At 44.0% G+C, this 15,387-nt stretch carries 13 protein-coding genes, 1 tRNA gene and 1 pseudogene; 5 read left to right on the plus strand and 10 right to left on the minus strand.

The genetic code is table 11. From position 1 onward, the window contains the following. Positions 1-66: 66 nt before the first annotated feature. From F891_RS08210 to F891_RS08245, 8 genes and pseudogenes are all read right to left on the minus strand, one after another. Positions 67-1,254 carry a beta-barrel domain-containing protein gene (locus tag F891_RS08210; protein ID WP_005263094.1) on the minus strand — a complete coding sequence of 396 codons (1,188 nt, stop codon included), beginning with the start codon at positions 1,252-1,254 and terminating at the stop codon, positions 67-69. Next, a complete protein-coding gene (locus tag F891_RS08215; protein WP_005263095.1) occupies positions 1,251-3,374 on the minus strand; it encodes a type I secretion system permease/ATPase in 2,124 nt (707 codons plus the stop codon). Before F891_RS08215 ends, F891_RS08210 begins: the two co-directional genes overlap by 4 nt. After that, positions 3,371-4,837, minus strand: a pseudogene (locus tag F891_RS08220) (TolC family outer membrane protein). Before F891_RS08220 ends, F891_RS08215 begins: the two are co-directional and overlap by 4 nt. Positions 4,838-5,057: 220 nt before the next feature. Continuing rightward, positions 5,058-5,801 (minus strand): LPS export ABC transporter ATP-binding protein, encoded by a 744-nt coding sequence (gene lptB / locus F891_RS08225; RefSeq protein WP_005104345.1) that lies wholly within the window; start codon positions 5,799-5,801, stop codon positions 5,058-5,060. Further along, positions 5,801-6,367, minus strand: a complete 567-nt coding sequence (gene lptA, locus F891_RS08230) for a lipopolysaccharide transport periplasmic protein LptA (RefSeq protein ID WP_004646679.1) — start codon at positions 6,365-6,367, stop codon at positions 5,801-5,803. The genes lptB and lptA overlap by 1 nt, the downstream gene beginning before the upstream one ends. Continuing rightward, complete coding sequence (gene lptC, locus F891_RS08235) at positions 6,351-6,899, minus strand: LPS export ABC transporter periplasmic protein LptC (RefSeq protein WP_004729873.1); 549 nt, start codon at positions 6,897-6,899, stop codon at positions 6,351-6,353. The genes lptA and lptC overlap by 17 nt, the downstream gene beginning before the upstream one ends. 33 nt (positions 6,900-6,932) lie before the next feature. Further along, positions 6,933-7,472 carry a KdsC family phosphatase gene (locus F891_RS08240; protein WP_004279958.1) on the minus strand — a complete coding sequence of 180 codons (540 nt, stop codon included), beginning with the start codon at positions 7,470-7,472 and terminating at the stop codon, positions 6,933-6,935. 3 nt (positions 7,473-7,475) lie between these two features. Further along, entirely contained in the window at positions 7,476-8,519 is a 1,044-nt protein-coding gene (locus tag F891_RS08245; protein ID WP_004279959.1) for a KpsF/GutQ family sugar-phosphate isomerase, read from the minus strand. A gap of 432 nt (positions 8,520-8,951) precedes the next feature. Between F891_RS08245 and cysS the strand changes: the two genes are divergently transcribed. The 4 genes from cysS to F891_RS08265 all read left to right on the plus strand — a co-directional run bounded on the left by cysS (position 8,952) and on the right by F891_RS08265 (position 12,562). Next, positions 8,952-10,373, plus strand: a complete 1,422-nt coding sequence (gene cysS / locus F891_RS08250; protein ID WP_005263100.1) for a cysteine--tRNA ligase — start codon at positions 8,952-8,954, stop codon at positions 10,371-10,373. 62 nt (positions 10,374-10,435) lie between these two features. Beyond that, positions 10,436-10,511: transfer RNA gene (locus F891_RS08255), tRNA-Gly, on the plus strand. Between the two features lie 191 nt (positions 10,512-10,702). Beyond that, positions 10,703-11,491 carry a PaaX family transcriptional regulator C-terminal domain-containing protein gene (locus tag F891_RS08260; protein ID WP_005263101.1) on the plus strand — a complete coding sequence of 263 codons (789 nt, stop codon included), beginning with the start codon at positions 10,703-10,705 and terminating at the stop codon, positions 11,489-11,491. Between the two features lie 93 nt (positions 11,492-11,584). Continuing rightward, positions 11,585-12,562 (plus strand): fatty acid desaturase family protein, encoded by a 978-nt coding sequence (locus F891_RS08265; protein ID WP_005263102.1) that lies wholly within the window; start codon positions 11,585-11,587, stop codon positions 12,560-12,562. 31 nt (positions 12,563-12,593) lie between these two features. On the opposite strand, the gene F891_RS08270 is transcribed toward F891_RS08265, so the two are convergent. Together F891_RS08270 and yfcF are read right to left on the minus strand one after the other, a co-directional pair. Further along, complete coding sequence (locus tag F891_RS08270; RefSeq protein ID WP_005263103.1) at positions 12,594-13,535, minus strand: cation diffusion facilitator family transporter; 942 nt, start codon at positions 13,533-13,535, stop codon at positions 12,594-12,596. Between the two features lie 130 nt (positions 13,536-13,665). After that, the gene (gene yfcF / locus F891_RS08275; RefSeq protein ID WP_005263109.1) at positions 13,666-14,307 is read right to left on the minus strand and encodes a glutathione transferase; all 642 of its coding nucleotides are present in this window, start codon (positions 14,305-14,307) and stop codon (positions 13,666-13,668) included. Between the two features lie 242 nt (positions 14,308-14,549). On the opposite strand from yfcF, the gene F891_RS08280 reads away from it, so the two are divergent. Further along, positions 14,550-15,266 (plus strand): glutamine amidotransferase, encoded by a 717-nt coding sequence (locus F891_RS08280; RefSeq protein WP_005263112.1) that lies wholly within the window; start codon positions 14,550-14,552, stop codon positions 15,264-15,266. Positions 15,267-15,387: the final 121 nt, after the last annotated feature.

Genomic DNA, 15,387 nt, shown 5'->3' on the forward strand with positions numbered 1-15,387 from the left:
ATAAAAAGCCTCTCCACGGAGAGGCCTGATTTTGATCGATTGTTTTACTCAATTGCTTGGCAAATATTACCGTTCACGCAAGGCTTCTTTGGCTTTATTAAATGGCTTGATCAGATAATCCATCACGGTTTTTGAACCAGTACGAATATCCACGGTGGCCACCATCCCTGGAGTAATATTGAACTCCTGCCCGGCATTATTGCTGAGCTTGTCGCTATCGGTACGGATATACACCCAATAATAAAATTGATCCTGCTTGACTTCATCACGCAAGGTATCCGGTGAAATCATGGTTACTTTACCGCTTAGCCCGCCATAAATTGAATAATCATAGGCGCTAATTTTGACCAGCGCTTCCTGATCAGGGCGAATAAAGGCAATATCACGCGGCGAAATTCGAGCTTCAACCAGTAATTTTTCATCTAGTGGCACGATGGTTATCAACTTGCCATTTTGTGGAATCACGCCGCCCAGCGTCATCACATCAATCTCTTTGACCACACCGCGAACCGGTGATTTAAAAACAGTTCGGCTCAAAGTATCCGACTTGCCACGTACCACCTGTTGCTGAGTTTCCACATCGGTATTGGCTTTGGACAGCTCTTGCCGCGCATTTACATAATATTGATTACGGATATCATTCATCTGATTACGCAGGTCATTGGCTTCACGTTTTAGACGCAACACTTCAACTTCACTGGCTGCCCCTTTGGCGACCAAGGGAGCGGTCATTTCCAGTTCTTGCTGCACCAGTAACAAAGCCTGTTCCAGGCCTGCAACAGATTCTTGCAAATTGGCTCGACGCGACTGATACAGGGCCGTTTCTTCTTTAACCAATTTGGGGTATTTCAACACTTCTTCAGGAAAGACCAACGGTGCGCCGGTGACTTCCGCACGTAAACGGGCTGAAGTGGCACGTGATGACACCAGCAAGGATTCTGATTCACCGACGTTGGATTCAAAGCGGGTCGGATCAAGCTGGGCCAATACTTGCCCACGCTCGACAATCTCACCTTCTTTGACATTAAGTTTAGTCAAAATACCGCCATCCAGAGACTGAATCACCTGCTCTTTGGATGATGGAATTATTTTTCCAGTACCGGTAGATACTTCTTCCAATTTGAATAACCAGGCCCAGCTCAGCAATACCAATAGGCCAATGCCGATAATCCAGATGATGATACTTGATTTCGGTAAGGGCGGCTCCTGAAAGCTGACCTTGCTGGAACGTTTTAGTTGTTGTAGTTCACTCATGCACTTGCTCCCACAACCCGCTTATTACCACCTTGCGACTGATTCAGGATCTGATCCCTTGGTCCATCCATCACAATCCTGCCATCATTGACCACCAGAATACGATCCACCAGTTCCAATACCGCACGGCGATGGGTCGCAACGATCATCGTACGATGGGTTAAATAACCTTTAAGATGATCAATCAACTGTTTTTCTGACACATCATCAATGGCAGCGGTCGGTTCATCCAGTAGCAAATTTTTTGGTTGACGGATCAATAACCGTGCCAATAACAAGGCTTGACGCTGCCCACCAGAAAAGCCGACACCACCCTCTAAAAGGATATGATCCAGTCCTTCTTTTTTCTCCTGTACAAATCCCAGTGCACCGGTAATTTGTAAGGCTTCCAGAATTTGCTGATCGGTGGCCAAAGGTGCACCCAAAGTCAGGTTTTCACGAATTGAACCATAAAATAACTGCGAGTTCTGATTTAGCAAACTCATATCACGCCGCACATCTGACGGATCAATCAGGGTCAGATCAATACCATCCAGCTTGACCTTGCCCTGTAACGGTGTCTGCATCCCAGACAAAAGCTGTAACAAGGTCGATTTTCCTGCACCATTACGGCCCAGAATCGCGATTTTCTCCCCCGGCTTGATTTCCAGCTTGGGAATCATCAAACTCGGTTTCGGATCATCATCGCCATATTTAAACACCACCCCGTTGAGCTCATAATGCCCATCCAGTGCCGGACGATGAATCAGGTGCGAATAATCCGGCTGATCCACTGGTTTTTTCATGAGTTCATCCAGACCAGCCTTGGCGACTTTAGCCTGTTGCAAGCGACCCAGTACACCCGTAATTTGTGAAATTGGTGCCAGCATGCGTGAAGATAGAATCGAACAGGCCACCAGTGCGCCTGTGGTCATGTCACCCTCCATCACCGCAAAGGCCCCGACTAAAACCACAATCGCAAAGGTCAGCCCCTGAATTTTTTGAGTCCAGGCGGTCATCAAGCCGACAATTTTACGTTGCTGTATGCTGACATCGGCTGATACTTCATTCATATGATTCCACTGATTCTGGAAACGCGTTTCAGCTCTTAACAGCTTGATGTCTTCAATTCCTTCTACAGCTTCTACCAGCAAGGCATTGCGGATGGCAGATTCGCGCATCCCCAACTGGGCCAGCTGTGCCAGTTTTTTCTGCGCCAGAATCCCTGGAAGAATCATTAAGGGCACAACGAGTAACATGACCCAGAACAGATTGCCACCGATCACCCAGAAGATGCCCAAGAACAGGAAGAAAAATGGCAGATCGGCAATGGCCGTAACTGTGGTTGAAGTCACCAGCTCGCGAATTTGTGAAATGAAGGTTCCTGTTGATTTGGAACGTTCATTGTTTTTAATCCGTAATGAATGACCAAACACCCGGTCAGAAATTTTTAAATCCGCACGTTTACCAATAATGTCTGACAGATAGATCCGCGAGACACGTAAAACAAACTCAAAAATCGCGGCGATCAGCACACCACCGGCCAACACCCATAACGTCGGAATGGACTGTGATGGAATGACACGGTCATAGACATTCATCGAGAAGACTATCGTGGCCAATGCTAGAATATTGGCAATTAAAGACGCAAACATCACATCGATATAACGCTTCCAGTCATTCAGGACAATTGACCAGAACCAGTTTTTCTCAAAGGGTTTGATATATTCATCCACCCGCGCATCTGGCACTGAAGATTCAGGACGCAGCACATAAAGATGCTTTATGCCAGTCTCTAAGTGTTCAACTGTAAAGCTTTGAGATAAACCTTCATCACCACTGAGCTGGATGCTGACATTGCCCTGTGTGTCGATGCGTTCGATCACGCCCACATCACCACTATCGAATTCAACCAGTAAAGGTAAACGCCATGAATTCAGCAGGCTGCGCTCAAATTTATTTTTACGGAGATTTAAACCCATCTGACGACTGACAATCTTGAGCATGTCATCGATGTCATGATGCTGATTCCAGTCCAGTTGCAGACGAATTCGCTCCTCAGAAGGCTCAATACGGTAATGCCGGGCAATATTTAAAACTGCCTGAAGCCAAGGTTGATAATTTATTATTGTAGTACTCATGGCTGAACTTCAAACCCCTGAATAGAAATGCTGTTAAGCGCGTAAATATCCCGTGTACGGCCCGTGACCTGAATGTACTGTACGATCGCCGAATAAATGTCATAGCGCGCCGCTTCAATTTCCTGCGCTGCACTATGAATGGCTTGCTCTGCATTCAGCAAATCCACTACGGTTCGGGTACCCAATTTATATTGTTCTTGATACAGCTCTTTGGTGCGTACCGTGGTTGCTCGGCGTTGGGATAAAACCCCCATTTGCTTTTGTTTATTTTCAATTTGCTCACGGATCAAGCGCACCTGATCCAGTACATCCAGATAGACCGTATTGACCTGTGCGCGTGCAGCTTCTTCGGCATAGCTTGCGGCACGAGTCTGTGAACGTGTTGCACCACCCTGATACAAATTACTGCTGGCTTCAATCATGACTGAATTATAGAAGCCATCATCTTCATTATTATTCGGATTCCGTCCATTCATCGCCTGACTTAGACTGCCTTTAACACTAATAGTCGGATAAGGACTTAATCGCGCCTGATCTTTTTGCAAACGGGCAATATTAACCCCGGCGTGTGCCAGAATCATGTTCGGAATCTGGGTAAATTCCGGATCTTGATAAAGATCGGCCTGTGCCACAATGCGCTCAGGAATATCCCATTCAATAGCTGATACATCAAATCCTAGCAAGGTACGCAAGCGTTGTTGATATTGTCTGAGTTGGGTCTGCTGTACAATCAGATTTTATTGCGCTGCTTCCAGATTGGACTGCGCCTGAATCGGGTCGGCCTGACTGCTGATTCCGGCGCGGGCACGCAAATTGGCAATTTCTGCAATCCGTGCAATGCCCTGAATCTGCTGCTGGGCAATCTTGGTAATCTCCTGATAGCGCTTAATATTCACTATTGCATCAGCCACTTCAAATGCGACCTGGTCCAGACTGACCAGCACCCTGGCCTGTTGTTCTGCCAAGCGGGCTTCTTCCACATTGACATTGGTTTTAATTTTGCCAAAGTCATACAGCATCTGGGTGGCATTCAAAGAAACCATTTGTCGTCCACGTTCACCGGAAGTGAGGTCACCTGTCCCGATACCCCCGGATAACTGCGGATAATAACCCGATCTCGCCACATCAATATTCGCGGCCTGCGCAGATAATGTCGAAATACTCTGGGTGATTTCAGGACGGCGCTGCACCGCCCGATGTACGGCTTCCATCAGATTCATTTTCTGTGGAATGCCAGCTGTGATCGTAGAACTTAAAGCTGGCTGTCCTGACTGTGGCCGGGTAATTTGCGGCAGCTCAGCTACTTTTGATGTATCTAATGAATAATGACCAAGCGAGGTAATATCAATGGTATGCGCTGACCGTGTTGGTTTGGGTGCAATCAACTGGCCCAAGCCATTCTTGAGATTGGCAAAATAATGGGGTGAGCTTTCTGCATGCCCCAAAGACACAGATAAAGGCAAAAGAAGAAATATCAATCCCCTTCTTTTTTGATCTGTTTTCCCCTGATTTTTTTTAAAGTGTTCTGCCCTAAATCGCATAATTATGTAATGTTTCTTGTTTTAGCCTAACAATATATCAAATCCCTTTAAAAGAAATCTTTTTCACTTTGATTTGATCAAAAAAAACCCTGCATTCGACAACTGGCGCCTGATGCAGGGTTTTTATAGAAAGCAGGATTATTTAAACAGTGAAATCATCACCCAGATAAACTTTTCTCACAGTCTCATTCGCCAGGATTTCTTCTGGTGTACCTTCAGCAAGCAATGCACCCTCACTGACAATATAAGCATGCTCACAAATCGCCAGCGTTTCACGCACATTATGATCGGTAATCAGCACCCCAATTCCGCGATCTTTCAAGGTCGTAATAATATCCTTAATATCTCCAACCGAAATCGGATCGACACCGGCAAAAGGCTCATCGAGTAACATAAATTTTGGGTCGGCCGCAAGTGCACGTGCAATCTCGGCACGACGTCGCTCACCTCCCGATACACTCATGCCCAAAGAATCTTTGATATGAGTGATTTTAAAGTCTGCCAGTAACTCCGCCAGACGTTGCTGACGTTGTGCCTTGGTCATATCTTTACGGGTTTCCAGAATTGCCATAATATTTTCTGAAATCGTCAGTTTTCGGAAAATTGAAGCTTCCTGCGGCAAATAACCAATCCCCTTACGTGCCCGTTCATGCATTGCGAGGTCGGAAAGATCCAGATCATCGAGATAGATTTCTCCCTTATCCATCCGCACCAGACCAACCACCATATAAAAACTGGTGGTTTTACCGGCACCATTTGGTCCCAGTAACCCGACAATCTGGCCACTTTCCATGCTGAACGATACATCTTTCACTACCCAGCGTTTATTATAGTTTTTCGCCAGATGTTTAATGGTGAGGGTTTGAACCTGCTGCGATTGCTCCATTAATCACGCGCTCCCGGGAAGGATGTTGAACTAGAGGGTGGAATCACGATTTGTACACGACCAGACGATGAACCGGTTTTGTTTGGTGTTCCGGTGGCTTCGATATCGCCTTTGTTCATGCTGTATTTTAAAGTCGCACCACGAATACTGGCACCGTCCTGTTGCAGGAAGGCATTGCCTGACAAGGTAATAATCCCGGTTTCAGCATTGTAGACAATTTTCTGCGCCTGACCTTTGGCAAGACCTTTGGCCGGATCCACTTTTTGCTGGAACTGTGCCGGGCTGCCAGTAGCCGTAATCAGGCTGATCTGACGCTTATTGTTCAGATTGGCCACAATCGAATTGGCTTGCAGCTTCATGGTGCCCTGTTCAATGATGACATTGCCCGAATACGTCGTCACACCCGTCCGCTCATTGAAAGTCGCCCGGTCAGCCAGCAAGGTGATTGGCTGGTTACGGTCAGATGGCAGTGCAAAAGCAGCGATTGAACCGAGTCCAACCACAGTCGCCAGCGTCATACGCTTCAGGAAAGTGTGCATCATTTTGGCTTTAGGAGTTTGGTTCATACTTTCCTCGAATATTAAAGAATTCGTATTGACCATCATTAAGATTGGCTTTAAGACCCTGGCTGACAAATTCAGCCTGTGGAGATTCCACAATCACTGTCTTGTCTGTTTCAATTTCACGTGTTTTCGGAAAAGCGGTCAGTTCTTCAGTACGAAACTGCATTTTCCCATTTTGCATGATTTTGGTGGCGAACACTTCTTGAGAGAGTACAACTTTTGTATTGTCATCATAACCATGCGCCATTTTGGCAAAGAAAGTTGCATCGACTTTGCCATTGTCATAAGTCGATGCTCGCAGATTTTCTAGCTTTGAAGTTTCTAGCTGCAGGTTCTGCTCAAGTCGGTCCACTTGGGCACGAACCGACACCTGGCCTGTTTCATCCGTCTGGGTTAAGTTAATATTTTGAGCGGAATAGGTCATGCTGCGCGCAGAATCTGCCTGCAGCTTGTTGCCCTTGCCGCTGTAATAGTAATAACCACCACTTATTGCGGCAATAATCACAGCCGTAATATATAAAACTTTAGTATCCATAAGCGGTGTACTTAATCCAAAAGATATGACTTATTAATAAGGCGCACGAGTATATTTTTCAAGTAACTCTTGGTACATGCCTTTGGACATTAACAGCATATCGCAGATTTCACGCACCGCACCACGTCCACCTTGGGCCTGAGTCACCAGATCGGCACGGCGGCGAACTTCAACATGACCATTAGGCACGGTCACTTTCATGCCGGCAATGGCAAAAGCAGACAGATCAGGCCAGTCATCGCCCATGTACAGGCAATCTTCAGGATCAATGTTGAGCTGTGCGCAGGCTTCACGAAGTGCTGTACCTTTGTCTTCACGGCCCTGATAGACCAGATCAACACCCAGATCCGACATACGCTTTTCTACGATATTGCTTTTACGTCCGGTGATAATAATCACCTTGATCCCTGCTTGCTGAACCAGTTTCATGCCCAGACCGTCACGAATATCAAAGGATTTGATCTCATCGCCAGTATTGGTCAGCGTTACAAAGCCATCACTTAAAATACCATCTACATCAAGCACCAGTGCTGCAATATGACGTGCCTGCTCTAATAATACATAAGATGCCATTTATTAATTTACCCCAGCCTGAATCAGGTCATGCATACTAATCACACCAATGACTTTATTGGCATCATCAACAACTACAAATTGATTAATTTTATGCTCATTCATACGTTCCAGTGCCACCACTGCACGTGCTTCCTGAGAAATGGTCAACGGATTTTTGGTCATCACGTCCTGAATAGCCAGATTGACATCAAAACCTTGCTGCTTATCAATCAAGCGACGCAAGTCACCATCGGTAAAAATCCCCAGCAACACATCATTTTCATCGACGACTGTGGTTAAGCCCAAGCGCTTGTTGGAAATTTCGTACAATACTTTATTCATGGCGGTATCTGGCGAGACTTTAGGTAAATCTGCGCCAGTACGCATCAGATGCTTCACATGCAATAACAGACGCTTACCCAGCGCACCTGCAGGATGTGAGCGTGCAAAATCATCCGAGGTAAAGCCGCGAGCATCCAATAAAGCTACCGCCAAAGCATCGCCCAAAGCCAATGTTGCCGTCGTTGACGATGTCGGCGCTAAACCCAGTGGACAAGCCTCCTGAATATTACCCAGCGTCAAAGCTACATCAGCATTTTGTGGCATTGGACCACGATCATCACCACTGATGGTAATCAGCGGAATTTCCAGATGCTTGATCAGCGGCATCAGCATCATGATTTCATCACTCTTGCCCGAGTTTGAAATTGCAATCAGCACATCACCAGCCACCAGCATACCCAAGTCGCCATGACCGGCTTCGCCCGGATGCATAAAGAACGAGGGTGTTCCGGTCGAAGCAAAGGTCGCCGCCATTTTACGGCCAATATGACCTGACTTGCCCATTCCGGTAATCACCAGACGGCCAGTACACTGTAGAATAATTTCACATGCCCGGCTAAAACGGTCATCAATCTGTGTTGCTAAAATCTGTAGTGCATTTTCTTCGATGCGAAGTGTTTCAAGTGCGACTTTCTGGAAATCTAGTTGATTCGCTGTTTTTTGTGGATTCAAAGCCTGTTTACCTACGCTAAGGACAGAGAAAAACTCTGGTTTGATGGGCATAATTTTCGCAATTTTAGCATAGCTATGCAATTGTAAGCTTTCTAAATGTAGAAGATTCGACGGATTTTTAATATATTCAGATTGTATTCAACTTGCGCAATCTGGTATCTCCACCTCTACATTCGCTCCATTTTTAAAACTATAGAATGTACTTATTTTTATTTTTTAGGGGAACACGCTTACGCTATCCAAAATAGGTTTGGTTCAAATCAGACCAGACTCATTCAAATATAATTCAATCATACTGGCAAACACTGCCTCTGAAAATGTAAGCTCAATATCGCCATTTCACTTCCTAAACCTCTTCTTCCTAAATCACTCTTGTCGCCTAACTCCCCTAAATAACTGAGGCTTTTTACGCTTTTATCTTTATGAATAATTATGCTTAGGTTAAGATGATTCATCCTTTTATTTGAAGTCTTTTGAACAGCTATGCAACCATTTGTTCTATATAACTCAGAGCAACGCAAAAAAGTAGAATTCGTACCTCGTGTTGAAGGTCAGATTGACCTGTATGTCTGTGGAATGACGGTTTATGACTACTGTCATATTGGACATGCACGTACAGTGGTTGCATTTGACTATATTATCCGCTTCCTGCGTAGCCAAGGCTGGAAAGTCAAATATGTGCGTAATATTACGGATATTGACGACAAAATTATTAAACGTGCCAATGAAAATGGCGAAAGTATCTCAGAATTAACAGGTCGCTTTATTGATGCGATGAATGAAGACTTTGCCAAACTGGGCTGCCTTGCACCTGATGTTGCACCTAAAGCAACAGATTATATCGATCAGATGCAAGATATGATCGGCAACCTGGTCGACAAAGGTACGGCTTATCCTTCCAATAATGGCGATGTCTACTTTGAGGTCGAGAAGTTTGCCAAATATGGTCGTCTGTCTGGCCGTAAATTAGAAGATATGCAAGCCGGCGCGTCTGAACGTGTCGATGTTGAAGTCGAAAAGAAACACCCGTTTGACTTTGTACTGTGGAAACATGCCAAGGAAAATGAACCGTCATGGGCATCTCCTTGGGGCAATGGCCGTCCAGGCTGGCATATTGAATGTTCCGCAATGTCAACCTGCTGCCTAGGCAATCATTTCGATATTCATGGCGGTGGTGCTGATTTAACCTTCCCGCATCATGAAAATGAAATTGCACAATCTGAAGCAGCAACTGGTGAACAGTATGTCAATTACTGGATGCATGCCGGATTTATTAATGTCGATGGCGAGAAAATGTCGAAGTCTTTAGGCAATTTCTTCACCATTCGCGACGTGATTGAAAAATTCCATCCGGAAGTGGTGCGTTACTTTATTGTCTCTTCCCATTATCGTAGCCCGGTAAATTACTCGGATGTTGCCTTAAAAGAAGCAAAAAATACCTTGTCTCGTTTCTATCACTCGTTTAAAACCTATCAGGCGGTTTATGGTGGTCATCTGGTTGAAACTCTGGATGAGGCTTTGGTTGAACGTTTTAATACCGCTATGCGTGATGATTTCAATACGCCTGAAGCGATTGCGGTATTGTTCGAAATCAATAAAGAGCTGAATCGTGCGGTGAAAGAAGAAAATGCAGAACAGGCAGCGATCTATTATGCAACTTTGCGTCACCTGACCAATATTCTCGGTCTGGTACAGCAAGATGTAGAAGAGTTCCTCAAGTCTGACATTGGTCAGGAAGCATTGGGACTATCACCTGAACAAATTGAAGATTTGATTCAACAGCGTCAGGATGCCAAGAAAGCCAAAGAATTCGCACGCGCAGACGAAATCCGTCAATCTTTACTTGATCAAGGTGTTGTTCTTGAGGATACCCGTCAAGGTACAGTTTGGCGCCGTGTTGATTAATTAATCAAACAGATTTATAGAGAGTTGACACTGCTGTGGAATTCTCTATAATTCACCTCATTGCGGGAATAGCTCAGTTGGTAGAGCATAACCTTGCCAAGGTTGGGGTCGGGAGTTCGAGTCTCCTTTCCCGCTCCAGAATACGAAAAACCCTTATCGAAAGATAAGGGTTTTTTATTGTGTTTGAAAAAAATTTATTAATAAAATGCATATCTCAAATCACTTATTCATCCTCTTTTACCCTGACATTTTTTTTGGGTTATTCATGACAAAGTGCTATTGTGGATAAACTTTAAAACTTTTAATCCCTTTCATAACGATATCGTTTCATGACTTATAAATTAAATGCTCGTCATCTAATTCTAGATCTTTTATATGCCTCTAAAAACTCAACCCTGTCTATTAAGCGGATATTAACTGCTGCTGAATTATTGGGTATATCTGACAATGGTATCCGTGTCGCTGTAGCCCGATTAAATCAGGAAAATGTCATTCAAGCTGTAGAGCGCGGCGTATATCAATTGCTAGAGAAAAAATTCGATACTTCTTTTATCAGCTTAAACAAACATCCTGATATGCAAACGGCGACCACGTGGAACGGAAAATATGTATTGGTCTATACCGGCACTTTGGGACGTGTAGACCGTACCGCCTTATCTAAAAGAGAAAAAGCGCTGCGTTATTATGGTTTTCAGGAACTAGAGCAAAATGTTTTTATTCGCGCCGATAATTTAACGTTGAATCTAAGTCCATTAAAAAAAGCTGTAATCCAGTTTGGATTAGATCCTGACGCACGTTTTTTCCAAGTCAGTCAACTGGAAAATGAAACCGAAGTTCGTGATTTATGGGATATCGAAGAGCTACATCAAACCTATCATGCCGTACAGCATGATATTAACGACTGGTTTGAGAATTACCAAAATCTGACTTTAGCAGAGGCTGCAAAAAGTGCCTTTTATCTAGGTAAGTCTGCCCTATTTAGTTTACGTGCTGATCCTTTGCTTCCTGCAGAATGGATAGACACCGATGCCCGACAACAATTTGAGCTCGCAGTCCGCAAAATAGAAAAACAGGGTCAACTTTTATGGCAACACTATTTTAAAGACCAAGGGGGCTAATTTATTTCTTTTTTACACACAAAAATAAATTGACTGTAATATTCCATCCAAATATATTGAATACAACAATAAGAACTAAATATAGGCAGAAGAATGAACAGCAAGGTCAGTGTCACAGAACTTTTTAGTCGTGATGAAATTAAAGAACTCACCATGACCTCAGACTTGCATGGTGCTTGGGCAGTAGGTTCAACCTGGACCATAATTGTCATGACCTTTGGCACGGTAGCCTATAGCTGGGAATATTTACCTACGTGGGGGAAAGTCCTGATGTGCGCGCTGGCATTGGCCATTTTGGCTGGCCGACAACTTGCGCTGGCTATTTTGATGCATGATGCCTCACATCATAGCCTGTTCAAAACCAAATGGTTGAACACTCATTTGACTGACTGGCTCTGTGCACGCCCGATCTGGAATGATGTCAGCAAGTATCGTCCTTATCATCTGAAACATCATGCTAAAACCTCGCAACCAGATGATCCTGACTTGGGGTTGGTAAAAAACTTTCCCATTACGCAAAGCTCACTATTCAGGAAATTCTTCCGTGACCTGAATGGGCAATCGGGGCTTAAATTTCTCGCTGGTCGAGTATTAATGGATCTGGAATTACTGGAATGGAGTGTTTCCAATGACCCCAAGCCAATTCCGCGTGGTGATCGCAGCAATTTAGAGTTAGCGAAAAACTTGCTTAAAAATAGTTCTGGTATGTTAATTTCAAATGCAGCAATTTTTTCTGCGCTTTGGGCCAGCGGCCATCCTAAACTGTATTTATTATGGCCTCTCGCCTATATCACCCCATTTCCTTTGTTCATCCGCATCCGTGCCATGGCTGAACATGCCGGATTAGAAACCAGTCATTCTGCCCTTAGCAATACCCGAACTACTCGTGCAGGCTGGCTGGCACGTGCTTTGGTTGCCCCGATTCATGTGAACTATCATATTGAACATCATTTAATGGCCTCTGTTCCGCATCAAAAGCTGGGGAGAATGCACCAGATGTTAAGGGAGCGTGAGTATGTCGATGCTCCGCCAAGTTATCTGGATGTGATTCGTTCACTTTTAAAAAAATAATCAACTTTCCCGATGCTTAGATTATTCCACTTCAATGCTGATGGGTTTCAGCATGTGAATGCGGATGTGAGGATTGTCCCCGATGTTCCGGCGGGCAATCTTCCGCTTCAATCTGCAAGGTCATCTCGGTAATATGATGCTCATGGTGAAGCATCTCAAAGGTCTGATGCCGCAGTTTCTGATAATCCACATTCGGTGCAACCAGATGCACGGTCAGCATGACTTTTTTGGAAGTAATCGCCCAGACCTTGAGCTGATGAATATCCTGGACCCCATCAAGCGCCAAAAGATCGTGACGTAATTTTTCAATATCAATTTCCTCCGGCACACCTTCAAGCAGAATATTGATGCTCTGTTTCAGCAAAATCCAGGTTCTTGGCAATACCCAAAATCCGATTAATACTGCAATGATTGTATCTATCCACATCCAGCCGGTGAAATAAATCACTAGTGCTCCAATAATCACGCCTACAGATCCCAGTGCATCACTGAGCACTTCCAGATAAGCACCTTTGACATTGAGACTTTCCTGACTACTAGACACCAGAATTTTCATGGAAATCAGATTAATGATCAGCCCCAAAACAGCAACAATCATCATGCCAAGGCTTTGAATTTCTGGTGGATGACTCAAACGCTGATAAGCTTCAAACAAGATATAAATCGCAACCACAAACAGCATTAAGGCGTTAAACAAAGCAGCCAAAATCTCAAAGCGCTGATAACCAAATGTCCGTTTATTGTCTGCCGGTTTTTGTCCAATTTTGATAGCGACTAAAGCGATAGCCAGTGCAGCAGCATCGGTAAACATATGCGCAGCATCAGAAAGTAAGGCCAAACTTTGAGTTAGAAAACCAGCAATCACTTCCACAATTAAAAAAGTGGTGGTTAATCCCAGCGCTATTGATAATTTTCTGGCATTTTTTGCAGTCACGGTGACATGACTATGCTCATGATGATGTGAATTTCCCACCGGCCACTCCTTCCTTCTTATTCAACGAGGACTGTATCCTCAGCATCTTTCAAGTCTTGTTCTGATTCATATTACGCTTGAATTTTATCTATTTAAGTAGGTTTTTTATGAACTGTTTTATCAGTCGACATTAGATTAAAGTTTTAGCTTTTTCATGCTCTGCCAGCCAAGCCTGTACCGAAGCCCGCTTAAAATTACGCTCGACATATTCTATTATTTTCACAGGAAGTTTCACCTGATGACTCAGCAGACGATGCAACATAAAGGCCAGATCAAAGTCTGCAATGGACCAGTGTTCAGTCAACCATATGTCCTCCAGCATATGTTCTGCCACATTCACCAAGCGCTGAATTTCTTCGGTGATCGGAGCTGTAAGAGATGTAGATATTTTTGGTGGATGAAATACCGAATCGGAAGGCATTTGTTGGCGGATTTGCATAAAATCGGTTTTGACCAAGGCTTGTATGGCGCGACATTTGGCTCTCGCCTGAATTTCCTTTGGATATAGTGCCGGATAACTTGGAGCCGAAAAGACATCTTCCAGATATTCAGTGATCGCCCATGATTCAAACAGGCTAAAGTTATCTACTATTAAAAACGGAACTTTAGCACTTGGACAAATGGCTTGATAAGCCGCAGATTTCTGTTGCTGCTGATCTAAATCAATCACGATTTCCTGAAAATCTAAACCCTTTTCTTTTAAGGCAACATAAACCGACATGGCATAAGGGCTGATTCTATTTTTATCGACATATAAACGTATATTCTGCATATCCTTGTTCCTGATGACCTTGTTGTTTTTATTCAGTACGGCAGCCTTACTCTACTCTCTTTTCTATATAAAAGGAAAAATGAACTGCTTGATGTAGCGATCACACGAAAAATTTTTACACACTTACTGATAGTGCAGAGATGCTTATTATTTTTTATTTTGCACGTGATGTGGGGCATAAAGCCTTTTATTTTGCTTTTGATTCACGTTAAATTAAATCATTCTCTTGATATCAAAAAACTATGTTGAACTTAGCCCACCTCCCCGATACCGTGTATGCCATTCAACATCTGGCCTTTGAAGACTTAGGTGCTTGGGAAGATATTTTTTATCAGCTCGGCTTACGTGTGCGTTATTTCGAAGCTGGTATCGATGATCTCACCAAGGCTTTTGAACATCCCGGATTAACAATCATTCTCGGTGGCCCAATTGCAGTCTATGAAACTGAGGACTATCCTTTCTTACAACAGGAAATAGACTTACTTAAAGTTCGCCTAGAAAAGAACTTACCAACGTTAGGCATCTGTTTAGGTGCGCAGTTAATTGCTGCTGCATTGGATGCCAAAGTCTATCCAGGAGATGTAAAAGAAATTGGCTGGTCTAAACTCAGTCTTACTTCTATTGAAAATAATCCACTAAAAGCTCTGGAAGATATTGACGTCCTGCATTGGCATGGTGATACCTTTGATCTACCTGAACAGGCAGAGTTACTGGCCAGCTCTGACCTTTATCCAAATCAGGCCTTTCAGGTAGGACAGAATATTCTAGCACTACAATTCCATGCTGAAGTGGTCAGTGAAAGTTTAGAGAAATGGCTGATTGGACATACCTGTGAGTTACGCAAAGCCCAGATCAATATCCCTGCACTGCGGGCAGATCATCAAAGCTATGCACCCGCGCTTGAACAGGCCGCCAGTTCGGTATTGCTGCATTATTTAGAAAACTTGCAACTTAAATAACCGTAATAAAAAAGCACCCAGTTGGACACTGCTGTCCCATAGTTTGCTTTAAATAAAAAAACCTGAGTCCTAACAGTTAAAATATGAGTGCAAACAAACACTTTAACGACTAGGATTCAGG

The organism is Acinetobacter sp. CIP 101966, assembly GCF_000369725.1.
Lineage (GTDB): Bacteria > Pseudomonadota > Gammaproteobacteria > Pseudomonadales > Moraxellaceae > Acinetobacter > Acinetobacter lwoffii_Q.

What these genes read in the sequence shown, in the direction of transcription:
- F891_RS08210 (WP_005263094.1), bottom strand. Translation starts at nt 1,254, where the DNA reads ATGAGTGAACTACAACAACTAAAACGTTCCAGCAAGGTCAGCTTTCAG.
- F891_RS08215 (WP_005263095.1), bottom strand. Translation starts at nt 3,374, where the DNA reads ATGAGTACTACAATAATAAATTATCAACCTTGGCTTCAGGCAGTTTTA.
- lptB (WP_005104345.1), bottom strand. Translation starts at nt 5,801, where the DNA reads ATGGAGCAATCGCAGCAGGTTCAAACCCTCACCATTAAACATCTGGCG.
- lptA (WP_004646679.1), bottom strand. Translation starts at nt 6,367, where the DNA reads ATGAACCAAACTCCTAAAGCCAAAATGATGCACACTTTCCTGAAGCGT.
- lptC (WP_004729873.1), bottom strand. Translation starts at nt 6,899, where the DNA reads ATGGATACTAAAGTTTTATATATTACGGCTGTGATTATTGCCGCAATA.
- F891_RS08240 (WP_004279958.1), bottom strand. Translation starts at nt 7,472, where the DNA reads ATGGCATCTTATGTATTATTAGAGCAGGCACGTCATATTGCAGCACTG.
- F891_RS08245 (WP_004279959.1), bottom strand. Translation starts at nt 8,519, where the DNA reads ATGCCCATCAAACCAGAGTTTTTCTCTGTCCTTAGCGTAGGTAAACAG.
- cysS (WP_005263100.1), top strand. Translation starts at nt 8,952, where the DNA reads ATGCAACCATTTGTTCTATATAACTCAGAGCAACGCAAAAAAGTAGAA.
- F891_RS08260 (WP_005263101.1), top strand. Translation starts at nt 10,703, where the DNA reads ATGACTTATAAATTAAATGCTCGTCATCTAATTCTAGATCTTTTATAT.
- F891_RS08265 (WP_005263102.1), top strand. Translation starts at nt 11,585, where the DNA reads ATGAACAGCAAGGTCAGTGTCACAGAACTTTTTAGTCGTGATGAAATT.
- yfcF (WP_005263109.1), bottom strand. Translation starts at nt 14,307, where the DNA reads ATGCAGAATATACGTTTATATGTCGATAAAAATAGAATCAGCCCTTAT.
- F891_RS08280 (WP_005263112.1), top strand. Translation starts at nt 14,550, where the DNA reads ATGTTGAACTTAGCCCACCTCCCCGATACCGTGTATGCCATTCAACAT.